Origin of the sequence: Mesorhizobium sp. B1-1-1, assembly GCF_006442955.1 — a bacterium.
GTDB lineage: Bacteria > Pseudomonadota > Alphaproteobacteria > Rhizobiales > Rhizobiaceae > Mesorhizobium.
Map to the genome: position 1 here is coordinate 307,646 of NZ_VFWW01000008.1, position 16,920 is coordinate 324,565.

Here is a 16,920-nt window from a genome sequence, read left to right on the forward strand (position 1 = left end):
TCCCCTACTGGACCCGAATGCGCGGATTGAGGAACGCGTAGCCGACATCGGAAATGAGCTGCGTGATCAGGACGATGAACACCGAGACCAGCGAGCAGCCAAGCAAAAGGTCGATGTCGTTGTTGCCTGCGGCCTCGACCAGCGTGTAGCCGAAGCCCTGATAGCGGAACATCACCTCGACGATGACGACGCCGGTGAGCAGCCACGGAAACTGCAGCATGATCACGGTGAAGGGCGCGATCAGAGCGTTGCGCAGCGCGTGCTTGACCACCACGCTTTTGAAGGAAAGACCCTTCAGCCGGGCGGTGCGGATATATTGCTGCGTCATCACCTCGACCATCGAGGCACGCGTCATGCGCGCGATGTAGCCGATGCCGTAGATGGCCAGCGTGATCACCGGCAGCGTGAAGTTATAGAAGGTGATGCCCTGGCTTGCCGATGCGGCGGATCCGTTCAGCCAGCCAAGCCAGGAGGCGAAGATGACGGTAAAGATGACGCCCGATACATATTCGGGCGTCGCCGTCGAGGCGATCGAGGCGACCGACAGCACCCGGTCGGTGCGCGACCCCTCGCGCATGCCGGCCAGGATGCCGATCAGCAGCGAGACCGGCACCATCACCGCCAGCACACAGAACATCAGGATGCCCGTGGCGCCGAGCGCAGGGAATAGCTTGGCCCCCACCGTGGTCTTGAATTTGGTCGAGCAGCCGAAATCACCCTGGAGCACGCCGGAGAACTTCGGCTCGGCCGGATCATTGCAGAAAGAGAAGCGCTGCGCCGGCTTACCGGTCGCCGGATCGGTTACCGGCTGCTTGGGCACGACGCCGAGCCACTGGCCGTAGCGCACGAAAAAGTTCTGCCGGTAGCCGTGATTGACCAGCCAGCTTTCCAGCTGTTCGGCCGAGGTGTGCATCTCGGTCTGGCTGATCGCCAGCTTCTTCAGGTTGGGTTCCAGATTGACGAGGAAGAAGACGACCAGCGTCAGGCACAGCATCGTGAGCAGTATCGTGCCGATGCGTCTGGCGATGAATGAGAACATTGTACCCCCCTGCCGGCCGGGTTGGGGTCAGATAGGTTCAACCCTGTATCAAAAACCTTGTGACGTCACGCCGCCGCTGCATCCAATGCAACGGCGGCGATGCCGCGGGAGCGAAAGGCGCTGGCGCCCCGCTCCCGACAGGCTGTGGGTCACGCCTGATCGAGCCAGACCTTGCCGAAGTCGTGCTCGTAGGTGGGGTGCATCGAGTGGTTCTTCACCTCGGGCTTGATGTTGATGTAGAGCTTGCGCCAGTAAGGCTGGATGATGATGCCGGAATCCTGCAGCATCTGCTCGATGTCCTTCATCACCACCTTGCGCTTCTCCGCGTCGGCGATCCCGAGCGCCTCGTTGACCTTGTTGTCGAAGTCCGGATTGGCGTAGGCCGTCTCGTTCCAGGCTTCACCCGAGCGGTAGGCGATGGCGATGACCTGGATGCCAAGTGGACGCATGTTCCAGTTGGTTTCCGAGAACGGATATTTCGTCCAGTCGTTCCAGAAGGTCGAGCTCGGCAGCACGGTGCGCTTCACCTTGATGCCAGCCTCGCGCAGTTGGGCCGCGATCGCGTCCGTGGTGTTCTTGTGGTAGTCCTCGTCGTTGCTGATCAGCTCGTGTTCGAAATCGATCACGCCGGCTTCCGTCAGCATCTGCTTGGCCTTGGCGATGTCGCGCTTGATCTTGGGCAGCTCGACATATTCGGGATGGATCGGCGCGACATGGTGGTTCTCGGCCGGCGTGCCGGCATTGCCGTAGCCGAGCTGCAGCACCACCGAGTTGTCGACGGCCAGACACATCGCCTGACGCACTTTCTGGTCGCCATAAGGCTTGGCGTTGACGTTGAAGCGAGACACCACGGTGGCGGCGGTCACGACCTCGGAAGGCGGCGCGCCGACGTCTGCGATGATCTTGACGTAGTCGGCGGTCGTCTCATGGTTGGTCTGAACTTCGCCCGATTCGAAGGCCGAAACCGTTGCGGCCGGATCGGTGCCGTAATCGATGAACTCGACGCCATCGAGGAAGGCTTCGCCCTGCCACCACTTGCCGGTCTCGCGGCGCTTGTAGACGACCTTCTGGCCGACGTCGTAGGAGACGAGCTCGAACGGACCCGTACCGATCGGGCAGTTCTTGAAGTTGGCGCCCTTCTCGTCGAAGCTCTTGTGCACCACCAGTGCCGGATAATCGGTCAGGTTGGGGATGATGGCGATATCGGGTTTGGTGAGCTTCAGCTTGACGGTCATGTCGTCGACCTTGATGACCGACCCTTCGCGCAATTTCTTGGTCTTGTCATCGACGAGGCTGCCGAGACGGCCCGGCATGGAGTTGCCTTCCGCGGCCTTGTCGGCCCAGCGGGTGAAATTGTAGATCACGTCGTCGGCGGTGAACTTGTCACCATTGTTCCATTCGACGCCCGGCCGCACATGCAGCGTGTACTCGGTGGCGTCGTCATTGATGTCCCAGCTTTCCAGGAGATAGGGCGCGAATGTGTACTGGTGGGTGTATTTCACCAGCGGCTCGAGCGCCTGCCTCTCGGCATTGGAGATTTCCGACCAGTCGGCCGTGCGCGGATCCTTGGGATCCTTGACCGACATTGCCACCTTGAGCACGCCGCCTTTCTTACCCTGCACGTCCTCGGCCCTGGCCGGCGTCGGCGCGGCGAGCCCCAGAAGGCCATAGGCCATGGCCGTCGAAGCGCCGAAGACGCTGGCAAGCGCTAGGAATTCGCGGCGATCGACCTTACCCGACTTGGCTTCTTCGGCCATGGCCAGGATGTGATCCGGAACGCTATCGCCATTACTCTTGTAGATTGTCATGACTAACTCCCATTGTTGGCTTTCCGCCGATTAACATTCCGCATCCAGGCCATGATGTCAAAGACGGCATGGATTGGGAACATATTGACGAATGTGCAACTTTGGAGGGGGAGCGGTTCGCGTGATAGCGACAGTCTTGGCGCAAAATTGCTAGTGCGCGACGGATTTCCACTAAATCTCTTCAGGCGATTAAACTGAGACATTGGCGCGGTTTGCGACAGGACCAGCCCCTCGCCAGGATGAGGGCCAGCCCAAGTCTCCGCTTCAATATTCCTTCTCGTAGAAGATGCCGCCCTTGGCTTCGCCGGCGTCCGTCGCCTCGCCGCGCAGTTTGACGCCGCGTCCCACGTTGAGGTCGATCGTGGCCTTGCCCGAGCCCGGCTTGTCGCCTTTCTGGATCGTCACATAGGTGCGGTCGTTGAGGTACTTGCCGGCAGAAACCGCCGTGCCGCCCTTTTCGTCGGTGGTGACATCGAGATCGTCGACGCCGATCGCGCTGCGCAGGTTTTCCAGCAGCGACGTCGAGCCGCCGACACCGGCGAGTTGCCCGGCGGCTTCGGCCAGTTGCGCGATCTGCAGCGGCGACAGGTTCGACATGGACCGCCCGAAGATCAGTTGCGCCAGCACCTCGTCCTCGGGCAGCGCCGGCACCGAGGTGAAGGTGAATTTCGGATTGGTCGCCTCGCCCGACACCACGATGGTGACGATGGTGCTGCTCGTGGTCGTTGTCGCGGTCAGGTTGAGATAGGGCACCAGCGAGCCAGAAAAGCCGACCGTGCCCTCGGTGAAGGTCAGCCGCTTGCCGAGAATCGACAGCCGCCCGCGTTGCAGCGTGAAAGTGCCGACCGCTTGCGGCGATGAGGCCGGACCGGTCAGCCTGAGCGAGCCGCCGAGTTCGGCGTCCACGCCCCTGCCCTGGATGAAGATCTGGTTCGGCGCGTTGACGGTGACATCCAGCACAAGGCCGCTGCCACCCGTCTTGCCGCTGGTCGTGGCCGGGCGCAATGCCTTGTCCTGCGCCCTCACCGCGCCGGGCGCGTTCTTGTGTTTGACATCGAGCGCCGAAAGCGAACCTGGCAATTTGTCCGGAACGGTGATCACGGTCTTGGCAAGGTTGACGGTGCCGGCAATCACCGGCGCCGACGTCAGCGGTCCTTTGATCGTCAGGTCGCCGCCAAGATTGGCGGTGACCACCCGCCCATCGGTGTAGCGGCCGTCGGTGAGCTTGATCGACAGATCGGCCGGGAACCCCTGCGCCGGATTGATACCGACCGTGCCGCTGGCCGACAGGCTGCCGCGCGTCGACAGCGTCCCGGTCAGCCGGTTGATCCTGGCGACGCCATTGCCGATGGAAATTTCGGCTGCGATGTCGTTGACCGCAAGCCCGGAACGCGCGTCGAGCAGGCGGGCGCCCGACGTGCTGATGCTGCCGCCGATGACCGGCGATGTCGCGGGACCGCGTACCTGCACATTGACACTCGCGGTCCCCGTCAGCGACAGGCCTTGCGCGGCGAGCTTCTGACTGAGGATGCCGAACGGCACGGCGCCATTGAAGTCGAGCGCGAGCGCCGGCGTGCCTGATGTCGTCACCGTGCCGCCCCCCTTGAGACCAAGGCCGGCCCCATCGCTGACATTGGCGTTGAAGGTCAGCTTGTTGCCGGCAAAGGTGCCGGAGGAAGAGACACTCACCGCACCGACCCCCGCGCCGCGGGTCTGGGAGGTCTGGACGCCGGCAGCATCGAGGTTGAACGCCGCACTGGGGCTGGCTGGTGCCCCGGTGACCTTCACCGTGCCCGAAATCGAACCGGCGGCATCGAGACCCCGCGAAAAACTGTTGGCAAGCGAGATCGGCACCCGCGCCAGCGCCGCGTTGATGTCGAGCGCCTGCCCGATCTTGCCGGTCACCGTCGCCGTGCCGCCGCCCAGGTTGAGCACCAGCCTGTCCAGCGTCGTCGTGCCATTGGCGATGGTGACGGTCGAAGCCTGCGCGATGGCAGCCTTTATGCCTTGGACGGTCGCCTCGCCGGAAGCAAGCTCTATGGTCGTCGTGCCGTTTGCCGCCTTCACGCGGCCCGCGGCCCTCGCCGGAATTCCTTTCACCGTCGCGCCGCCGGAAAAGCCGGTCCAGTCGCCGTCACGCTTCAGGTCGACATCGATGCCGCCGATCACCGTGCCGCCCGACGTGACGGTGTCGGCATGGATTTTTCCGGAGATGACCGGAGCGGCGAGGTAATTGGCGATCAATGCGTCGATCGACACGGCCTTCGCCTGAAGATCGCCGCGCGTGACCGAGGCGGTCGTAGCCTTGATGGCGACCTGCGGTGCGGCACCGTTCTTCGAGAACGCAATCGTGCCGCGCACATCGCCTTCCGCTTTTTCCAGCGCCAATGCGGCAAGCGGTCCTATATCGGGCAGGTCGAGAGAGATCGTGCCTTCGGGTATGAACTTGTCGTCCAGCGCCAGGTCGCCGGAAATCCTGTTTTGGCCCAGCGACAAAAGCAGGCCATTGATGGCGCTCTTGCCGTCCGCGGTCGCCAGCACCGCACTGCCTTGCAAGGGTTGGCCCGCGACATTGCCTGTCAGCTGCACATTGGCCGCCGGCTTGGCCGCGTCGGCTTTGCCGGTGGCGGTTAGTCTGAGCCCGGTGATCTCGCGCGACGCCACCGAAAGCTTGTCGCTGTCGACGGTCAGCGACAGATCCGGCGCGGTCGCCGGGCCCTGCGCATTCAGCGCAAAGGCGATAGCGCCTTTGGCATCCTTCGACAGCAGCGAAACATCGCCCAGCACGCCCTTGATGTCGGCGGCCAGCGTATTGTCGGCAAGGCTCGCCTGCCCCTGTGCGGTCAGCGCGCCGGAGGCCAGCGTCAATCCGCCTATGGCGATATTACCGTTGGGCTCGCGCTTCAGCGTGGCGCTCAACTGCGCCCGTTCGCCAAGCATGCCGCGTGCTGCGGCCGGCAGGGCCGACGATGGAGCATCCGCCTTCAGCTTGAGGTCGATGGCGCCGTCACGCAGCGACACCAGGCCGGCGACCTGGCTGTTGAGCGCGTCGCTTTTGAGCGAGCCGCTGTCGATGGCGACAGCGTCGGCTGACAGGCGCCCGCTGAGCGCGGCCGTGACCTTGCCGGCGATCAGCGGCGCGATGGTGGGATTGTCGAGCCCAACCCTATCCACCGAAACTGTGCCCGAAACCGGCCCGGCGCGGTTCTTCAGATCGAACGCATCCGAGTGCAATGCCAGGCTCAGTCCGTCCACCTTCGCCGGTCTCGTGGCGATCGAGGGCAGGATCGCGGACATATCCAATCGGGCCCGCGTGCTCTCGCCCGCCACCTTTGCCGACAGCGACCGGACCTCGATCTTGATGGGACTCTCGGCGCTTCCGACCGTGAGCGGCAGACTTGGACCGGATGAGACGAGGTCAAGGGCGAAATCGCTGGCGCCGTTCGGATTGATCGTGCCGGCAGCTTGACCGGAAACCTTGTCACCGGAGAGCGTCGCGTGATCGAGGACGACGCCGCCGGCCATGGTGTAGCTGCCGGCCGCGTCGACTGCGAGCTGCCCAAGCCCAGTCTGGCGGGTTTGGCTTGTTTCGACACCGGCCAGTTGCACATTGAACCGGACGTCCGGAGCCGACGGCGAGCCCGTTACCTCAGCGCTGCCATCAAGCGTTCCAGCGGCATCGAGGCCGGGCGAAAAGCCGTTGGCAAGGGCAGCCGGCAAGGCGGAGACCTTTGCCGCGAGATCGAGCGTCTGGCCGGCGGTACCGGACAGCGCCACCGAGCCGCCGCCGACATCGAGCGCTAATTTTTCGATGCTGGTGGTGCCATCGGCGATACTGAGCATAGATGGCTCGGCAATTGCCGCCTTGATGCCGCGAATCGTAGCCTCGCCCGAGGCGATCTCGACGCTGGTGACGCCATCGGCGATCTTCACGCGCCCCGCCGCCTTCGCTGGAATGCCGGATACGGTGGCGCCGCCGGCAAAATTCGTCCAGTCTCCGTCGCGCTTCAGATCGACGATGATGCCGCCGACTTGGGTGGTCCCCGACGTCACGGCATCGGCCTTGATCGAGCCTGAAATCGCCGGCGCCTTGAGATAGTTGGCAATCAGGGCATTGACGGCGATTGTGCTGGCCGTCACCTCGCCGCGCGCAATCGACGTGCTCTTCGCGTCAATGGCAACGGAGGGCGCGTCGCCACTCTTGGCAAAGCGGATGGTGCCGTTGATGTCGCCGGTCACCGCCTGGCCGGCCAGCGCCGCAAGCTGATCGATTGCAGGCGCAGAAAGAATGAGCGTGCCCAGCGGCATGAACTTGTCATCCAGCGCCAGATCGCCCGACACCTTGTTGTCACCCAGCGACACCGCAAAGCCATTGATCGAGCGCTTGCCTTCGCTCGTCACCAGCGCCGCCTTGATGTCGAGCGGCTGGTCGTTGACGGCGCCGGTCAGCGAGACATTGGCGGAAGGGTTAGCAATGTCGGCCTTGCCGCTCGCGGTCAGCTTGATCGCCTTCACCGTGCGGCCCGAGGCCGTCAGGCTATCGCTGTCGGCGGAAACCGTGAAATCCGGCGCGGTCATGGCGCCGCTTGCCGACAGGGCGAAATCGACACCGCCCTCGACCGGAACGCCGACCGTCGGCGACAGCACCGAAACATCACCCAGCCTGCCTTTGATATCGGCCAGGATGTCGGTACCTTGCATGCTGGCGGTACCGCTGGCGCTGAGCGAACCGGACGTGAGTTCGATCGAGTTGGCGGCGAACGAGCCCTGCGGATCGCGCGACGCTGTGGCCGAGAACTTCACCCGCCCGCCGAGCACCGAGGCGATCTGCTGCGGGAAGGCGGTCGCCACGGCATCGGCATTCATCTTGAGCTGCATCGACAGGTCGGCGAGCGCCACGGTCGCCGTCAGCGAGGCATTGAGCGCATCGGACCGGAGCGTGCCCTGATCGATGACAACGGCGTCCTTGCTGAGGGAACCAGCCAGGCCGACATCGACCTTGCCAGTGACCAGCGGCGCCAGCGTCGCGACGTCGGTTTTCAGGCCACCGGCCCCAAGCTTGACGGTAACCGGCCCGGTGCGGTTCTGGATGTCGAACCCGTCGGAGTGTATCTGCGCCGCCAGGTCGTCTAGCCGCGTCCCGCCGACGACGATCGAAACGAAGGAGGCGCCGATATCGACGACCGGCGCCTTGCCGTCGCCGAACGCCCGGGCGGTGGCATTCTTGATCGCCAGCGTGATCGGCTGCGCCTTGCTGCCGACGCTAACCACCACGGGTGGCCCCTTGGCGGCGAGTTCGACCGAAAGATCGCTGGCTCCGGCGGGATCGACGATACCGGTCGCGGTGCCGTGCACGGCATCACTGTCGATGTTGGCCCGGTCGACACTGATCCCGCCCGCCGTCGTGGCGGTGCCCGCCATATCGAAGCTGGTCTTACCGGCAAACAATGGTTTCAGGTTCTCCGGCAGGAAGCGGGCGAAATCGCCGTCGCCCTTGGCTTCGAGATAGTTACCCTTGTCGGTGAGCTGATGGCGGCCGGTGAGCTGGGTTACGATCCGATGATCGACAAGGAAGGTACCGACGCCACTCCAGTTGGCCAGCGGCCCGGTGCCCGAGACGACGATGTCGACCGGCGGCGTGTCCGGCAGATTGAGCAGATTGGCGATGATGCCGCCGGCCGGTTCCGACGCCTTGAGGTTGAGGTCGAGCTTGTTGTCCGCTGGCGCGAAATGGATCTGCGCGTCGACATTGCCCTGTTTGCCGTCATGGCGGGTAATGTTGAGCACCGTCTCGACCGACAGCGGTGCGGCGTCGGCCTTCACCGAGGCCTTGGCGGCGAGTTCGGCGATGCCGCTGCCGGCCAGTTGTTGGCCGAGCGCGACTTCCGGCAAGTCGATCTGCTTGATATCAATGGAAACCGGCAGCGTCGTCGCGCCGCCTTGCGCCGGCTGCTGCGTGCCGGCCACCGGCAGACGCGCAAGTTCGATGCGCTCCGCCGCGATGCGGTCGGCGCTGAAGTTTTTGGACAACAGTGCCAGCGGCGACCAGTCGATGGCCACCTTGCGCGCCACCAGCCAGGCGCCCTCGCGGTCCTCCAGCACGACATGGTCGACACTGAGCGCGCCCGACCAGATACCGTCGATGCCGCTGACGGTGACCTTACGCTCGTCGCTCGAGGCCAGGCTCGAAATGATGCCGGCGAGATTGTCGCGTCCACGCTCGGTCTTGGTCAGCACGAAAAGCGCGCCGATGGCGCCTGCTACCACGATCAGCAGCGTGTAGAGAAAAATGCGAAGGATGCGCCAGACCGTCTTCATGTTCAAAACGCTTGGCCAATGCCGGCATAGATGCCGAAATGAGGGTCGCCTGGGTCGCGGTTGAGCGGCACGGCGGCGTCGATACGCAGCGGCCCGAATGGCGTCACATAGCGCAAGCCGACACCGGCGCCCACCTTGACGTCGGAAAAATCGGGGAACGACTTCGTCGATACCGTGCCGGCATCGACGAACGGCACGATGCCGATCGTGTCGGTGATGGCGATACGCATTTCAACCGAGGTCTCGAAGAAGGACAGGCCGCCGATCGGCTGGCCGGTGAAATCCTTGGGGCCGATGCCCTGATAGGCATAGCCGCGCACCGAGCCGCCGCCGCCGGAATAGAAACGCCGGTCGGCAGGCACGTTGTGCAGGCTGGTGCCGACGATCGAGCCAAGTGCGACACGTTCCGCCAGCACGAATTTCGAAGCGGTATCCAGCGACTGATAGGCCGATCCCTCGCCCTTCAGCTTGAGGAAGGCGGCACCGCTCAATATGTCGTAGCTCGGCTCGGCATAGGCCAGCAACCTGAAGCCCTTGGTCGGGTTCAGCCTGACGTCCCTGTTGTCATAGACATATTGCAGCGGGATGCTGGCGATCAGGTATTTATGTTTGCCAAAGGAATCGTGGATGCGTGAATAGTCGAGCGCGACCTCGGCCGACACGGTTTGGTTCTTGGTCAGTTCATAGGACAGGCCGGTGTTGCCCTTGACCGAGAAATGGTCGTAGGCGTCGGGATGTTCGAGCACGGTCTTGATGCCGGCGAAGAATTTAGATGCCGGCCCGATCACGCCGGGTTTCTCGAACATGATGCCGGCATTGTAGTTCAATTCGGACAGGTCATTGCTGCCGATGCCGCTGATGGCTCCGTCGATGCGCAGCTTCTCGGCCCGGCCGAACAGGTTGCGATGGCCCCAATACCCCTCCAGCCCCAGCCCTTCCGTATTCGAGAAGGTGCCGCCCAGTCCGAAATAACGCGGCTTGCGCTCGCTGACCTGGACGCCGATCGGAATGTTGCCCTCGGCATCGAGCTTGTCGGCCTCCTTGAAAGTCACGCTGTTGAAGACCTCGAGCGCCAGCAGCCTGTCGCGCGCATCGTCGATCTCCTGAGGCGAGTACTGCCGGCCACGTTTCAGCCCGGTCATGTATTCGGTGAAGTCGCGGTCGACCTTCTCGGTGCCTTCCACCGTGGTCGCGCCATAGCCGGCGACTGGCCCGGCAGCAACCGTCAGCGTCACGTCGAGGGTCGACGTGTCATGGTCGGCGACGATGTGCCTGCTGGTCACCTCGGCCAGCGGCCTGCCCTGCTCCTTCAGCGTGCGCACTATCAGCGCCTCGGCCTTGAGCACCGCGCCAGACCCAGCGTCGCCGCCTGATATCAGGCCGTAATCGGCGCTCATCAGTCCAGCGGCGTCACCCTCCAGCCGGATATCGCCGAGGGTGAATTTGGGACCCGCGGCGATGTTGACGGCCACGGGAATGGGCTGCGGACCCTTGAATTCGGCGTCCGGCGGCAATTCGTCCAGCGGCTTGCCCTCGATGGTGATAGTGACGACGCCTTCGTAGCGGGCATCGGCGTAGAGCGCCGCCACAAGCTGTTCTCGATCGCTGCGCGCCTTGGCCATCAGACCGAGCGAGCCGGAGACGGGATGGTCTTCGTCGCTCTTCAGCGCCGAGGCGTTTTCGAGCTTTTTCACGAGGTCCTTGTCGGCGTCGGGCGCGGAGATGGTCACGGCGTAGCGCATCGGATCGACGATGTCGGCATCCTCATCGCTCGATGAGCCCCACAGCTTGATGCCGAAGATTTCGAAGGCGGCCGCCGGTCCCAGCCCGGCGATCAGCGAGCAGCAGATCACGGCCAGAAGCAGCGCGCGCGAAAGCACGCGCTTTGGCTCGGTACCCCCTGACATCTGCCTTTCATACGCCGGCATTAAGACAACCTACTTTACAAACCTAAAATTGGAATGAAGTTCTGAAGCGCTCGTAAAGGGGCCACAATCCAATTGTCTGAAATAGGACGGGCTTGGAATTCACACCTTTTGCGTTGCCGCAAGAATGCGTGATCCCCTGTCCTATGGAGGTACTACCGGCTGTTGGCCGGAAAGGAAACCGTTGGCAGGCGGAACCCTGCCGCGTCCTCATGTTGACAAGCCTGAGTGAAGCTTGAACATGCCCGGACGTCTGCAAATTGTCTGGAGGGTGTTATGGCAATGCGCGCGGCTCGTGGTCTGTCTTTCCTGATCCTTCTCTTCTTCGCCTGGGCCAATGTCTTGGCCTGGGGTAACGTCGCGCAAGCGGCCGAAGCACGGCGAGTCGCAACGACCGACAATTCCGACTATTTCGGTTTCGACCTCCGGTCGGACCAGAATGTCACGCTCGATCAATGCAAGACCACCTGCCTGGGCGATCCCGCCTGCCGCGCCTTCACCTATAACATCAAGGCCAAATGGTGCTTCCTCAAATCCGATTATAACCAGTTGAAGCCCTTCAACGGCGCGGTCGCGGGCAAGGTCGTCAATATCGACGGCGACCCCGACATCGGCGCGCCGCCGGAACTCGCCTTCTTCCCCAACTGGATGGCCGACCAGGCCCAGCAATACCGCAACAGGCTGCTCGGCCCGGCCTATGACAGGCCGACCGAGGGCATGGCCGCGCTGACCACGGCGGCCGAGCAGGCGGTGCTCACCGGCGATCATCGCACTGCCGTGCAGAAATACGAGGCCGCGGTCTCTGTCATGCCCGACGATGGCCAGCTCTGGCTCAACCTGGCGCGCGAGACGCTTGCCGTGCAGCCGGCGGCCAACACATCCGAGGCCTCCACCTTGCCGGCAAACGGTACGTCGGCCGCCTTCAATGCCTACAAGCTCCTGCGTACAGCCAGGACGCGCGCGGAGACGCTGGCGCTCATCGGCTCCGGCCTCGACAAGCGCGACCTCTATCGCCCCGCCCTGCAGGCCTATGAAGCCAGCCTTGCCCTGGTACCTTCGCCTGCGGTCCAGGCCGACTATTCCGATCTCAAGGCTCGCAAGGGTTTCCGCGTCATCGACCACACCGTCGATGCCGACACCAGCGCCCCGCGCATCTGCGCCCAATTCTCCGAGGAACTGGTCAAGACCGGCGTCGATTACGCACAATTCGTCACCGTCGACAACCAGCCGCCCAAAGGCGTTGAAGCCAAGGACAAGCAGATTTGTGTCGAAGGACTGGAACACGGCCAGCATTATGACGTGACCTTCCGCGCCGGCCTGCCGGCCGCCATCGGCGAAGTGACCGCCGCGCCCGTCGTGCTGTCGATCTATGTGCAGGACCGTGCGCCTTCGGCCCGCTTCACCGGCGACAGCTTCGTGCTGCCGGCCGGCGCGCGCCGTGGTATCCCCGTCGTCACCGTCAACATGAACGCCGCCGAGATGAAGCTTTATCGCATCGGCGACCGCTCGCTGGCCCAGCTTCTGTCCGGCTACCAGTTCCTGCATCGGCTCGACAGCTACGACATCTCAAACATTTCCGAGCAGATGGGCGAGCCGGTCTGGGAAGGCCAGCTCGACATCGCCAACGACCTGAACAAGGAGGTCACCACCTCCTTCCCGGTCGACGAGGCGCTGCCGCGGCGCAAGCCCGGCGTCTATGTGCTGACTGCCCAGGCTGTCAGCGAGAAGAGCGACGACTACAACTCGATGGCCACGCAATGGTTCGTCGTTTCCGACATCGGCCTCTCGACCTATACCGGTCAGGACGGGCTCAATGTCTATGCCCGTTCGCTGGGCAGCGCCAAGCCGATAGCGGGCGCCGAACTGACGCTGGTTGCCCGCAACAACGAGATCCTCGGCACCGCGACTTCGGATACCGATGGTCATGCCGTGTTCAATCCCGGCCTAACACGCGGCGACGGTGGCATGGTGCCGGCCGTGCTGATGGCCAGGCAGGGCGATAACGACTTTGTCTTCCTCGACATGGCCCGCGCCGGTTTCGACCTGTCCGACCGCGGCGTCACTGGACGCGCAGCGCCGGGCGCGCTCGATGTCTACGCCTGGACCGAGCGCGGCATCTACCGCGCCGGCGAGGAGGTGCATGTTGCGGCTCTTGCCCGTGACGGCGCCGCCAAGGCGGTCGAGAACCTGCCGCTGACCTTCATCTTCTCGCGCCCGGACGGCGTCGAGGATCGCCGCGTCGTCAGCGATGGCGCGTCAGCCGGCGGGCACGCCGTCGATCTGCCGCTCCAGCCAAACGCCATGCGCGGCACCTGGTCGGTATCGATCTATACCGATCCCAAGCAACCGGCCGTCGCCAGCCAGATGTTCCTGGTCGAGGATTTCGTGCCGGACCGCATCGAATTCGACATGAAGGCCGACAAGCAGGAGATCGCGCAGGGCGAAACCGCCAACATCACCGTCGACGGCCGCTTTCTCTATGGCGCACCGGCTGCTGGCCTCGCGCTCGAAGGCGAACTGACCTTGTCGACCGCGCGTGACTGGGACCGCTTCAACGGCTATTCCTTTGGCCTTGCCGACGAGCAGTCGTCGGAACCGACCGTCACCCCGTTCACCGATCTTCCGGTGGTCGGCGAGGATGGCAAGGCGACCTTCCCGGTCTCCGTCGAGCAACTGCCGTCGACCACGAAGCTCATCGACGCCAAGGTGACGGTCCGCATGCGTGAGACCGGCGGCCGCGCAATCGAGCGCTCGCTCAACATCGGCATCCGCCCGCAAGGCCACATGATCGGCATCCGGCCGGATTTCGCTGACGACGAGGTGCCGCAGGGCGGCACGGCGAAGTTCAGCCTGATCGCCGTCGACCCCGACGGCAAGCGCGAGGCGCTGAAAGGAGCGCAATGGTCGCTGGTCAAGGTCGAGCGCAATTACCAGTGGTACCGCTCCAACAACTCATGGAATTACGAACCTGTCACCTTCACCAAATCGATCGCCAATGGCCAGGTCGACCTTAGCGCCGATGGCGAGGCGACAGTGTCGATCCCGGTCGACTGGGGCCGCTACCGGCTCGAGGTCGAGACAGCGGATCCGGAAGGACCCGCGACCAGTTATGAGTTCGATGGCGGCTGGTATGTCTCCTCCACCACTACCGAAACGCCTGATGGTCTCGAGATCGCCCTCGACAAGGACAATTATGCCGCCGGCGAAGTGGCCAGGCTCAAGGTCTCGCCGCACTTTGCCGGCGAACTTCTGGTCAACATCGGTTCCGACAAGCTGTTGAAGACCGTCACGGCGTCGGTGCCGGCCGGCGGCGGCACGGTCGACATCCCGGTCGGCGACGACTGGGGCGCCGGCGCATATGTCACGGCAACCCTGTTCCGGCCTGGCGACGCGCAGGAAAGCCGCATGCCGGCCCGCGCCATCGGCGTGAAATGGCTGAAGGTCGATCCGGGCTCGAAGAAGCTCGCCGTCACCCTTACCCCGCCGGACAAGACCATGCCGCGCCAGCAGCTGTCGATCCCGGTCGCGGTCGCCGGCGTAGAGCCCGGCAGCAACGCCTATGTCACTGTCGCCGCCGTCGATGTCGGCATCCTCAACCTGACCAACTACAAGGCGCCGGATCCTGAGAACTGGTTTTTCGGCCAGCGCATGCTGGGCATGGAAATCCGTGATCTCTACGGCCGCCTGATCGACGGCTCTCTCGGCACCATGGGCAAGCTCAGGACCGGCGGCGACGGCGCCAACATGCAGGCGCAGGGCAGTCCGCCGACCGAAAAGCTGGTCGCCTTCTTCTCCGGCCCGGTGCAGCTCGATGCCGACGGCAAAGCACGCGTCGACTTCGATATTCCGCAGTTCAACGGCACGGTTCGCGTCATGGCCGTCGCCTGGACCAAGGAAGCGGTCGGCCACGCCCAGTCGGACGTGATCGTGCGCGATCCGGTGGTGATCACCGCCGGCCTGCCGCGCTTCCTGGCGCCCGGCGACGCCGCCGTCATGCGGCTCGACATTGCGGACACCGACGGTCCGGCCGGCGACTATGCGCTGTCGATCGACACGACGGGGGACCTCTCGACGGGCGACAAGCCCCTGCCCCAGAAACTGACGCTGGCGCAGGGCAAGCGCCAGACCCTGACCGTGCCGCTGATCGCACAGACGGCAGGCAATGCCTCGCTCACCATCAAGCTAGCGCACGCCGACGGCACCAAGGTCGAGCAGACGCTCTACGTGCCGGTCCGTCCGGCACAACTGCCGGTCACCACCCGCATGGTGGTCGACCTCAAGGGCGATGGCGGCGCGCTGCGCGTCGACAAGGAGCTTTTGGCGGCAAGCCTGCTCGACGGCGCTTCGGTCAGTGTCGGCGTTTCGCAGGCGGCGGCCTTCGATGTGCCCTCGCTCCTGATGACGCTCGACCGCTACCCCTATGGTTGCGCCGAGCAAACCACCAGCCGAGCGATGCCTCTGCTCTATGTCAACGAAATGGCCTCGGGCGTCGGCATGGAGAGCGATCCCGAGCTGCATGGCCGCATCCAGGACGCGATCTACAAGGTGCTGAGCTACCAGGCTTCGGGCGGCAGCTTCGGCCTGTGGGGCCCGGGCTCCGGCGATCTATGGCTCGACGCCTATGTCACCGACTTCCTGACCAGGGCGCGCGAGCAGAAATACGATGTGCCGGCGCTCGCCATGAACCAGGCGTTGGGCAATCTGCAGAACTCGCTCGGTTACGATCAGAGCGTACAGGACCGGGGCAGCGAGATCGCCTACGCGCTCTACGTGCTTGCCCGCAACAAGAAGGCCTCGATCGGCGACCTGCGCTATTACGCGGACACCCAGCTCGAGGCGTTCACCAGCCCGATGGCCGTTGCCCAACTGGCGGCGAGCCTGGCGCTGTATGGCGACACACAGCGTTCGGAAGCGACGTTCAAGACCGCCCTGCAGCTCGCCAAGTCGAGCACAGCCTATGACTACTATCGCTCCGACTACGGCTCGGCGCTGCGCGACGGGGCGGCAATGCTGGCGCTTGCGGCGGAATCGAAGCCGGTGCCGTCGGTCGTACCGGAGCTGATCAAGCTGGTGACCAGGGAACGCGCCGAGGTCCGCTGGACCAGCACCCAGGATGAATCCTGGATGCTGCTGGCGGCCCGCGCCCTCAGACAAGGCAATGATTCGATCACGCTTTCCGTCAACGGTGCACCGCATTCCGGCGGCTATTCCAGCCAGATCAACGGCAGCGATGTGGCCGACAGCCCGCTCACCATCGCCAACACCGGCAAGACCCCGCTGCAGGCCGTCGTCACCACCGTGGCATCGCCGGTGCAGCCCTTGCCGGCCGGGGGTGACGGGTTCACCATTGAGCGCACCTATTACAAGCTCGACGGCACCGAAGCCAATGTGACGGAGGCAACCCAGAACGAACGCTATGTCGTCGTGCTCAAGGTCAATGAACAGAACAACTGGCCTTCGCGCCTTTTGATCACCGACCTTTTGCCGGCCGGCTTCGAGATCGACAATCCCGGCCTGGTCTCCAGCGCGCAATTGTCGAACTTCTCCTGGCTGGCACAGACCGACGCCGCGCATCTGGAATTCCGCGACGACCGTTTCGTCGCCGCCTTCAACCCCAGTGACGGCGACCACGACCACAATCTGACACTCGCCTATGTCGTGCGCGCCGTGACGCCGGGCACCTACGCCCATCCGGCCGCAACGGTGGAGGACATGTACCGGCCGCAATATTCGGCCCGCACCGCCACCGGCGTGATGGAGGTCAAGGCGCCGTAAGGTGTCGAGGCGGACATGAACGTGAAGTTTGCGCTGCCCCTCATTGCCCTGCCGG

5 protein-coding genes are annotated in these 16,920 nt (G+C 64.1%); 1 reads left to right on the plus strand and 4 read right to left on the minus strand.

The genetic code is table 11. The features are described 5' to 3' along the window. Positions 1–4: 4 nt before the first annotated feature. The 4 genes from FJ986_RS18880 to FJ986_RS18895 form a co-directional block, all read right to left on the minus strand. Entirely contained in the window at positions 5–1,039 is a 1,035-nt protein-coding gene (locus FJ986_RS18880) for an ABC transporter permease (RefSeq protein ID WP_140521245.1), read from the minus strand. Between the two features lie 149 nt (positions 1,040–1,188). Next, complete coding sequence (locus FJ986_RS18885; RefSeq protein WP_140656773.1) at positions 1,189–2,847, minus strand: ABC transporter substrate-binding protein; 1,659 nt, start codon at positions 2,845–2,847, stop codon at positions 1,189–1,191. 264 nt (positions 2,848–3,111) lie between these two features. Then, on the minus strand, positions 3,112–9,165 hold the full coding sequence (locus tag FJ986_RS18890) for a translocation/assembly module TamB domain-containing protein (protein ID WP_140675438.1): 6,054 nt from the start codon (positions 9,163–9,165) through the stop codon (positions 3,112–3,114). Between the two features lie 2 nt (positions 9,166–9,167). Beyond that, positions 9,168–11,093, minus strand: a complete 1,926-nt coding sequence (locus FJ986_RS18895; protein ID WP_140675440.1) for an autotransporter assembly complex family protein — start codon at positions 11,091–11,093, stop codon at positions 9,168–9,170. Between the two features lie 273 nt (positions 11,094–11,366). Between FJ986_RS18895 and FJ986_RS18900 the strand changes: the two genes are divergently transcribed. Continuing rightward, the gene (locus FJ986_RS18900; RefSeq protein ID WP_140675443.1) at positions 11,367–16,865 is read left to right on the plus strand and encodes an alpha-2-macroglobulin family protein; all 5,499 of its coding nucleotides are present in this window, start codon (positions 11,367–11,369) and stop codon (positions 16,863–16,865) included. The last annotated feature ends 55 nt before the right edge of the window (positions 16,866–16,920 follow it).

Excerpts from the sequence above, each read along its gene's own strand:
- FJ986_RS18895 (WP_140675440.1), bottom strand. The coding sequence starts at position 11,093 with ATGCCGGCGTATGAAAGGCAGATGTCAGGGGGTACCGAGCCAAAGCGC.
- FJ986_RS18880 (WP_140521245.1), bottom strand. The coding sequence starts at position 1,039 with ATGTTCTCATTCATCGCCAGACGCATCGGCACGATACTGCTCACGATG.
- FJ986_RS18900 (WP_140675443.1), top strand. The coding sequence starts at position 11,367 with ATGGCAATGCGCGCGGCTCGTGGTCTGTCTTTCCTGATCCTTCTCTTC.
- FJ986_RS18890 (WP_140675438.1), bottom strand. The coding sequence starts at position 9,165 with ATGAAGACGGTCTGGCGCATCCTTCGCATTTTTCTCTACACGCTGCTG.
- FJ986_RS18885 (WP_140656773.1), bottom strand. The coding sequence starts at position 2,847 with ATGACAATCTACAAGAGTAATGGCGATAGCGTTCCGGATCACATCCTG.